General features: G+C 67.5%; 5 protein-coding genes. All 5 read left to right on the plus strand.

The genetic code is table 11. The features are described 5' to 3' along the window. Positions 1-1,276 (plus strand): deoxyribodipyrimidine photo-lyase (locus QZY06_RS20715; RefSeq protein ID WP_295687805.1); only part of this gene is annotated, 1,276 nt, incomplete at its 5' end. 338 nt (positions 1,277-1,614) lie between these two features. Then, positions 1,615-2,640: a MoxR family ATPase gene (locus QZY06_RS20720; RefSeq protein WP_295687806.1), complete on the plus strand. Its 1,026-nt coding sequence runs from the start codon at positions 1,615-1,617 to the stop codon at positions 2,638-2,640. 1 nt (position 2,641) lies between these two features. Further along, positions 2,642-3,526: a hypothetical protein gene (locus QZY06_RS20725; RefSeq protein WP_293388376.1), complete on the plus strand. Its 885-nt coding sequence runs from the start codon at positions 2,642-2,644 to the stop codon at positions 3,524-3,526. Next, the gene (locus QZY06_RS20730) at positions 3,523-4,692 is read left to right on the plus strand and encodes a hypothetical protein (protein ID WP_295687808.1); all 1,170 of its coding nucleotides are present in this window, start codon (positions 3,523-3,525) and stop codon (positions 4,690-4,692) included. Before QZY06_RS20725 ends, QZY06_RS20730 begins: the two co-directional genes overlap by 4 nt. Then, positions 4,689-5,711: a vWA domain-containing protein gene (locus QZY06_RS20735; protein ID WP_295687811.1), complete on the plus strand. Its 1,023-nt coding sequence runs from the start codon at positions 4,689-4,691 to the stop codon at positions 5,709-5,711. Before QZY06_RS20730 ends, QZY06_RS20735 begins: the two co-directional genes overlap by 4 nt. The last annotated feature ends 39 nt before the right edge of the window (positions 5,712-5,750 follow it).

The following is a 5,750-nucleotide window of genomic DNA, read 5'->3' on the forward strand; positions in this document are numbered from 1 at the left end:
CGCCCTCGGCGCGCCGCTGGTGATACGCGCAGGCGCTGATTCGCTGGCCGAACTGCGCAAGCTGGTGAAGGAGACCGGCGCGACGGCCGTGCACTGGAACCGTCTGTACGAGCCGGCGCTGATCGCTCGCGATACGCGGATCAAGCAGGCGCTGCGCGACGATGGCCTCGACGCCGAAAGCCACAACTCGGCGCTGCTGGTCGAGCCCTGGGAAATCAAGACCGGCGGTGGCGATCCCTACCGCGTGTTCACGCCGTTCTGGCGCAATGCCGGCGCCCGCGCGGTGCGTGAACCGCTGGCCGCGCCGAAACAGATCCCGGTGCCGAAGAAGATTCCGGCCGGCCTCGGCATCGACAAGCTGAAGCTGCTGCCAACGATCCGCTGGGATGACGGTTTCTACGCGGACTGGACACCCGGCGAAGCCGGCGCCTGGGCGCAGACCGAAGCCTTCTGCAGTGATGGCGCGGCGCACTACAAGGAGCAGCGCGATCTGCCAGCGCAGGCTTCAACCTCGCGCCTGTCGCCGCATCTGCACTTCGGCGAGATCGGCCCGGTGCAACTGGTCCATCACACGCGGCGGCTGGTCGGCGAGCGGCAGGTGAAGGGGCTGACCGGCAACATCGAGCACTTCATCCGCGAACTGGGCTGGCGCGAGTTTTCGCATCACCTGCTGTTCCATTTCCCGACCACGCCGGATCAGCCGCTGTATCCGAAGTTCGCGGCGTTTCCGTGGCGCGAGGCCAAGGACTACGCGGACGATCTGCGCGCCTGGCAGCGCGGTCGCACCGGCGTGCCGATCGTCGACGCCGGCATGCGCCAGCTGTGGACCACCGGCTGGATGCACAACCGGGTGCGAATGATCGTCGCCAGCTTCCTGACCAAGAATCTGTTGATTCCCTGGCAGGAAGGCGCGCGCTGGTTCTGGGACACCCTGGTCGACGCCAGCCTCGCGCAGAACTCGCTCGGCTGGCAGTGGAGCGCCGGCTGCGGTGCCGATGCCGCGCCGTACTTCCGCATCTTCAATCCGGTGCTGCAGAGCGGGAAGTTCGACGGCGCCGGCGTCTATCTTCGTCACTGGGTGCCGGAGATCGCCAAGCTGCCCGACGCCAGCCTGCACGCACCCTGGGAAGCGAAGCCAGCGATCTGGCTGGCTGCGAAGTTCTCGCCGGGTCAGGACTATCCGAAGCCGATCGTTTCCCTGAGCGAATCGCGTGAGCGCGCGCTGGCTGCCTATGCCCGTATCAAGGGGCCGGATACGTCCTCACCGCTACTCTGAGAAATCCGCAGGCGAGCCCCAAGTGGTTCGCGTGCGGGACACCTCGGCGCACCAGTCGACGCCTGTCGACACAGGGGCGCGCACTGCGCCACGGCCGCGCCAATCTGCGTTAACTTCGGGTCATTCGACGGGTGCCCAACGAGGCACCCGCAAAGTTCTGGAGGAGTTCGCATGACCCGGTTGCCGTCTGCCCGGCCGTTCGTTGTCGATCGCAGCCACGTGCCCGGCGCTGCCCGGGTGCTGCTTGCGCACGCGCCTGCTTTCTCCTGATCCCGACTCCCTGATCCGTCCCCGCTGCGCGCCGATACCGCGCGGCCATCACGTACGAGCGCGACTCGATGTCGAAGATTGCCGATGAGCAGCTGCAGGACTGGCGCAACCAGGCGCTGAAGATCGAGACGGAAGTGGGCCGTGCAGTGATCGGCCAGCCGGATACCGTGCGGCTGATCAACATCGCGCTGTTCGCCCGCGGCCATGTGCTACTCGAAGGCGATGTCGGCGTCGGCAAGACCACGGTGCTGCGCGCGTTCTCGCGGGCCATCGGTGGCGATTTCGAGAGAGTCGAAGGCACCGTCGATCTGTTGCCGGGCGATCTGATCTATCACACCTATGTCGATGATCAAGGCCGCCCGCGCATCGATCCCGGTCCGCTGCTGCGCCACGGCGAGCGGCTGGTGACGTTCTTCTTCAACGAGATCAACCGCGCCCGTCCGCAGGTGCAATCGCTGCTGCTGCGCGCGATGGCCGAGCGCACGGTATCGGCGTTCAATCGCGAATACCGGTTCCCGCACATGACCGTGTTCGCTGATCGCAACAAGATCGAGCGTGAGGAAACCTTCGAACTCGCCTCTGCCGCGCGCGACCGCTTCATGTTCGAACTGCGCATGGCCACGCCGAGCGATCCGGCGATCCGTCGCGCACTGGCTTTCGATCCGGCCTTCCACGACAGCGATCGCCTGATCGAAACCGTGCCCGCCGGTCTGCTGCCCTGGGAGCAGCTGAACGAGATCGGCGCCGGCATCCAGGCTTCGGTGCGGGCCAGCGAAGCGCTGGAAAAATATGTGCTTGCGCTGTGGGAAGCAACGCGCAATCCGCTGGCCGCCGGCATCCAGATCGACAACGTCGACATGCGCCGGCTGATCCTCGCCGGTGCCAGCCCGCGTGGCGTGTCGGCACTGGTGCGCGCAGCCCGCGTCGTCGCCTGGCTCGCCGGCCGCGACTATCTGGTGCCGGACGACATCCAGGCGGTGTTCCCGTCGACGATGGTCCATCGCGTGTTCTTCACGCCGGTCTACGAACTGCGCCGCGCCGAACTGGCCGATGCACTGGTCGCGCAGATTCTCGAGCGTGTCCCGGCGCCTTGAGATGAGCCAGGCCAGCGATTTCTACTATCGCCTGCCGATGCGCGCCGGCGGTCAGCGGCCGGGCTCGCATCCGGGCACCAGCCACGGCAATGGCCAGGAATTCGTCACCCATGCGCCGCTGTTCAGCCATCCCGATCCGCGCCGGCTCGATGTCCGCGCGTCGATACGGGACGTCCGCGGCGAGTGGCTGGTGCGGGTGATGCGCCAGCGAGTCGGCGTGCCGGTGCAACTGGTCGCCGATGTCTCGGCGTCGATGCTGTTCGGCGCGCGCCGCTCCAAGCTCGCGGTGCTCGCCGATCTTGCGCGGGCGATCGGCGCCAGCGCGTTTCGCGTCGGTGACGCGGCCGGCATGGTCGCTTTCGATACCGTCGAGCGCGAGGATCTTTACGTGCCCGCCTCCTTGAGCCGCGGCGTCGGCCACGTGATGGCAGCCCAACTCGAAAACCCGGCGCTGGTCGAACATGCCGAGGCTGGCGAGCGCCATCGCGGCGATCCGGTGGAAGGCCTGTTGCAAGCCTTGCAGCGGCTCGCCGGCCGTCAGTGTCTGGTGTTCCTGGCCTCCGATTTCCACTTCCCGCTGGCCCGGCTCGATGAAGCGCTGGATACCTTGTCCCGCGCCTACATCGTGCCAGTGATTCTCTGGGACCCGGCCGAAACCGAGCCGCCGCCCGCCAATGGCCTGATCGCGCTGCGCGATGCCGAAACCGCGGCGCGGCGAACGATGTGGCTGCGGCCCAAGCTGCGCGAGCAATGGCGCGATGCCGTCGCCGAACGCCGCGCCAGCCTGCAGACCTTCTTCTCGAATCGCGGCCTGCGACCGTTCTGGGCGCAGGGCGCTTTCGATGCCGATGCGATGTCGGAATATTTCTTCGAGGCGAACGCATGAGCCGCGCGAGCGCCGTACTCGTCTTCGTCCTTGCAATGCCGCTGTGCGCCGTCGCGCAGGACCCGCCGAACCGCGACTACCAACCGCCGTTCAAGGGCGAAGCGGTGTTCGATCCGCGCCCGGAAAAGCGTGCGGCAGCCGCGGCCGAAGCCGAGCGCAAAGCCGCCGAGGAAGCGGCGGCGATCGACGCAGCGACGGTGAAAACCGAGCCGGCGCCAGCCGTGCCGCCACCGGAACCCGCGGCCGCTCCAGCGCCTGAAGCTGCGCAGATGCCGATCGCGGAAGGCCCAGTTGCTGAAGGCTACGTGCCACCGACACCGGAAGCGCTGGCCGCTGCTGAAGCCGCCCTGCGCCCTCCGCCGCGTACGCCGGTCGAAAATCCGCGCGCCTATGGGTATCTGGTCGGCGATCTGCTGCTGCAGAAGGTGCAGCTCAGCGTCGATGGCAAGCCGGTGGAACTGGCCGAACTGCCGGGCCGCGATCGCTATGGCGTCTGGATCGCGCGGCGCGCGACCAAGGTCGAGCGGCATGCCGACGGCACCCGCTGGCTGGTCATGGAGTACCAGATCGTCAATGCCTCGAAGGATGTCGATGTCATTGCCCTGCCGAAGCTGAAGCTGCGTACGACGACACCGGATCTGTTCATCGACGTGCCGGACTGGCCGATCACCGTCGGCGCGATCACTTCCGCGCAGATCAGCAACAAGGGCGCGTTGCGCGCCTTGCAGCCGGATCGTCCGGCGCCGGTGATCGATACCGATGCGATTCGCCATCCGCTGAAGCTGGTGCTGGCTGCGCTCGCCGCCGTGCTGCTGACCTGGCTGGCCTGGTGGCGCTGGCGCGAATGGCAGGCTTCCGAGCGGCTGCCGTTCGCCCGTGCGCGGCGCGAGCTGCGTCATCTGGCACCGGATTCCGAAGCCGATTCCGATGCTGCTTGGCGTTGCCTCCATCAGGCTTTCGACGCGACGGCTGGCAGAGTCGTGCAGCCGGCAACGCTGGCGCTGCTGTTCCGCGCCGCGCCGCATCTGGAGGCTGCGCGCGATGTCATCGAGCGCTTCTACGCCGAGTCCGCCGCGCGCTTCTTCGGCGGCCGTGACGGCGCGAGCCTGTCGCCAAACGCGCTGTGCGCGCAGTTGCGGACGATCGAGAAGCAGCACGAAGCATGATCGACGGGCTGCCCGCGCTGCCACTAGATTTCGCCCAGCCCTGGGCGCTGCTGCTGTTGCCGCTGGCGCTGCTGCCGCTGCTGCGTCGGCGCCGCGAAGAGCTGACCTTCTCCTCCCTGCCGTGGCTGCCGGAGGATTCGCTCGGCCGCTGGATCGAACGGCTCGGCCGCGCGGCCGCGGTGCTGGCGATCTTTGCCACCGTGCTGGCGCTGGCCCGGCCCGGCCGGCCGGAATGGGAAGTGGAGCGTATCGGCCGCGGCGCGGAAATCGTCGTGCTGTTCGATTCGTCCTTGAGCATGGATGACGAGATGGTGGCCCGCGGCGCACATCCGAAGCGCCGCCGCGACAGCCCGCTGCGCAAGCGCAATGTCGCCCGTGAAGCGCTGTCCCGCTTCGTCGAGCGGCGCAAGGAAGATCGCTTCTCGCTGCTGATGTTCGGTGCTGCGCCGTTTCGCGTCACGCCGTTCTCGCAGTCGCCGGAAGTGATCCAGGCCGGCATCGCCGCCGCCGGCATTTCCAACGGCCTGCCGGGCACCGATCTCGGCCGCGGCCTGATCGCCGCGCTGAGCCAGTTCGAGGGCCGCGTGTACTCGGGCAGCCGGGTGATCCTGCTGGTCTCCGATGGCGCTGCGGAGATCGACGATGTGACGCGCCAGCGCATCCGCGAGGGCATGGCCAAGCATCGGGTGGCGCTGGACTGGCTTTACCTGCGCTCGGCGAACTGGCCCCGGCTCGATGACGAGAAGGAACCGGAAGCCGTTGGCCTGATCACCGACGTGGCGATGCACCGCTTCTTCAAGACGCTGCCGACCACTTACAAGGTGTTCGAGGCGGAAAGCCCGGACGCGGTCTCGAAAGCGGTGGCCGAGATCGAGCGCCAGCAGAACCTGCCGCTGGAATATCGCGAACGGATTCCGCGCCGCGATTTCACTCACCTGTTCTATGGGCTGGCGATGGTCGCGGCATTCGCGCTGCTGATCCATCGCGGCCTTACCGTGCGGAGCTTCCAGACCTCGTGAAACGTCGCCCCATTCATCTCGCCTTCGGCCTGACCGCGC

The organism is uncultured Nevskia sp., assembly GCF_903885465.1.
GTDB lineage: Bacteria > Pseudomonadota > Gammaproteobacteria > Nevskiales > Nevskiaceae > Nevskia.

What these genes read in the sequence shown, in the direction of transcription:
- QZY06_RS20720 (WP_295687806.1), top strand. Translation starts at nt 1,615, where the DNA reads ATGTCGAAGATTGCCGATGAGCAGCTGCAGGACTGGCGCAACCAGGCG.
- QZY06_RS20725 (WP_293388376.1), top strand. Translation starts at nt 2,642, where the DNA reads ATGAGCCAGGCCAGCGATTTCTACTATCGCCTGCCGATGCGCGCCGGC.
- QZY06_RS20730 (WP_295687808.1), top strand. Translation starts at nt 3,523, where the DNA reads ATGAGCCGCGCGAGCGCCGTACTCGTCTTCGTCCTTGCAATGCCGCTG.
- QZY06_RS20735 (WP_295687811.1), top strand. Translation starts at nt 4,689, where the DNA reads ATGATCGACGGGCTGCCCGCGCTGCCACTAGATTTCGCCCAGCCCTGG.